Here is a 2,512-nt window from a genome sequence, read left to right on the forward strand (position 1 = left end):
CTACAAGAGTTATTGGCAGATTATAGATATGAGGACAGACAGTGATTTGAGTTAAATATTTTGATATTGAGAAAGCCTGCAATTCAATTTTGCGGGCTTTTTTATTGGCCGCAGAAATAGGTTTTTCTTATCTTTTGATAGATGCTATAAATTAAATTTCTTATATTTGTATGAGTAAATTATAGATTAAAGTAATAAGAATTATATGCACAATTGGTTTGAATGCAAGGTTAGTTACGAAAAGGTACTGGAAAACGGAATGCAAAAAAAAGTAACAGAACCTTATTTGGTAGATGCGCTTTCTTTTACCGAAGCTGAAGCTCGTATTATAGAAGAAATAAAACCTTACATATCCGGAGAATTTACAATAACGGATATAAAAAGGGCAAAATTATCAGAACTGTTTTTTAATGACAACGGAGATCGTTTTTTTAAAGCGAAGGTTATGTTTATATCCTTAGATGAAAAAAGCGGTACGGAAAAGAAAACAGCTGTACAAATGTTGGCTCAGGCATCTGATCTGAAAGAAGCATTGAAAGTGGTTGAAAAAGGAATGGAGGGCACGTTAGCCGATTACAGCATAGCGTCTTTGTCTGAAACCACCATTATGGATGTATTCCCGTATTCGGAAGATCAGAAGAAAAAGATTATGCTAGTGTAACTATTTGATCTATTAATGAGTATTTTAGAAAATATAGATTTAATTAAGAAGAAAATACCATCGCGTGTAAAGCTTGTGGCGGTATCCAAGTTTCATGGCGAAACGGCTGTCAGAGAAGCATATGATGCAGGACAACGCATGTTCGGAGAGAGTCGCGTGCAAGAAATAGAGCAAAAGCGGAATTTACTGCCGGCAGACATCGAATGGCATTTTATAGGACATTTGCAAACAAATAAAGTTAAAGCAATCGTTCCTTATATTCAGACTATACATAGTGTCGATAGCCGGAAACTTTTGCAGGAGATAGAAAAGCAAGCCTCTAATGCACAGAAACAAGTTTGTTGTTTGCTGGAAATCCATATAGCTCAAGAGAACTCTAAATATGGCTTTTCATTCGACAGTTGTCGCCGGCTACTAAATTCGGAGCAGTGCAAAGAATTAAAATTCGCGTATATAGGAGGTGTAATGGGGATGGCGACAAATACTGAAGACCAGGATGTTATAAGAGAAGAATTTAGGCGTTTGAAAAAATTCTTCGATGAGATAAAGGCAGAATATTATCCTCAGGATAATCGCTTTTCAGAAATTTCTATGGGGATGTCTGACGATTATATAATAGCTGTGGAAGAAGGTTCTACACTTATCAGGGTTGGGTCATCCATATTTGGGCACCGAGAATACTAACATATAAACACTAAAAATACCCAGGACATGAATATACAACAGCTGGAATATATTATAGCAGTGGATAACCACCGGCATTTTGCCAAAGCCGCGGAGGCTTCGTTCGTTACCCAGCCCACGCTGAGTATGATGATACAAAAGCTTGAAGATGAACTTGGCGTTAAGATATTTGACCGTAGCCAGTTGCCGGTACAACCGACTGTTATTGGTACCCAAATAATCAATCAGGCACGGGTTATCGTCTCTCAGGTAAAGCAAATCAGGGAGATAATTCAGGAAGAAAAAGGTATTATACAAGGTGTTTTTAAGTTGGGTATTATTCCTACGATAGCGCCTTATTTATTGCCTAAGTTAATGAAAGCCCATGATGAGAATGGTTACGATATTGTACTTGTAATAGAAGAAACCACTACAGGACAGATTATAGAGAAGCTTCTCAATGGAGCTTTAGACGGAGCTATTTTGGCCACTCCACTGAAAAATGAAAAGATAACCGAACATCCGGTTTATTACGAACGCTTCTATGCATATGTTTCTCCAAAAGAAACATCTCTTTACGCGAAAAAAGAATTAGAGGAGGATGACTTAAATATCAATCGTTTATGGCTTCTGGAAGAAGTGCATTGCTTTCGCGGACAAATTCTTCGTATATGTAATATGCGCAAGCGGAAAAGCTCGCATTCGCTCTTTTCTTATGAGGCAGGCAGTATAAGTACTTTAATAAATATTGTAGATAGCAATAGTGGACTTACTATTATTCCGGAAATGGCGATAGACGAATTGAGCGAAAGACAAAAGAGAAATGTGCGTCCACTCAAAGGAATCTCGCCTGTACGTGAAATAAGTCTTGTAACCCGACGTGAATTTTTGCGTGAAAGAGTTTTGGATATTATAATATCTGAAGTGAAACAGGCCGTTCCGCAGCCATTGCTGAATTCTGATCTTAAGAAGTTTATTGTAGATATTTGAATATCCGCATATCAGAATAAAAAAGGAGGCTAAAAGATACGGGAGGCCGGAAGAAATTTCTGCCGGCCTCCCGTAGTATGATCTGCTCTGACACGCGCCCTACGGTCGCTTTTATTCTGCTATACACCGTACAGAGTGACCGTAGACACGGTCGGTGCCACCCATACCTGCATCGCCGCTACCGTTCAGGGCCATATA

Annotated in this window: 3 protein-coding genes; all 3 read left to right on the plus strand. The window is 38.6% G+C overall.

Features of this window, described 5'->3' with window-relative positions; genetic code table 11:
• Positions 1–205 precede the first annotated feature (205 nt).
• Genes ACYPZI_RS15790 through ACYPZI_RS15800 form a run of 3 tightly spaced genes read left to right on the plus strand, consistent with a single transcriptional unit; the run spans position 206 to position 2,314 of the window.
• Positions 206–661: a DUF4494 domain-containing protein gene (locus tag ACYPZI_RS15790; RefSeq protein ID WP_459603308.1), complete on the plus strand. Its 456-nt coding sequence runs from the start codon at positions 206–208 to the stop codon at positions 659–661.
• 15 nt (positions 662–676) lie between these two features.
• Positions 677–1,345 (plus strand): YggS family pyridoxal phosphate-dependent enzyme, encoded by a 669-nt coding sequence (locus ACYPZI_RS15795; RefSeq protein ID WP_459603310.1) that lies wholly within the window; start codon positions 677–679, stop codon positions 1,343–1,345.
• 27 nt (positions 1,346–1,372) lie between these two features.
• Entirely contained in the window at positions 1,373–2,314 is a 942-nt protein-coding gene (locus tag ACYPZI_RS15800) for a hydrogen peroxide-inducible genes activator (RefSeq protein WP_459603312.1), read from the plus strand.
• The last annotated feature ends 198 nt before the right edge of the window (positions 2,315–2,512 follow it).

This window comes from Dysgonomonas reticulitermitis (genome assembly GCF_054601275.1).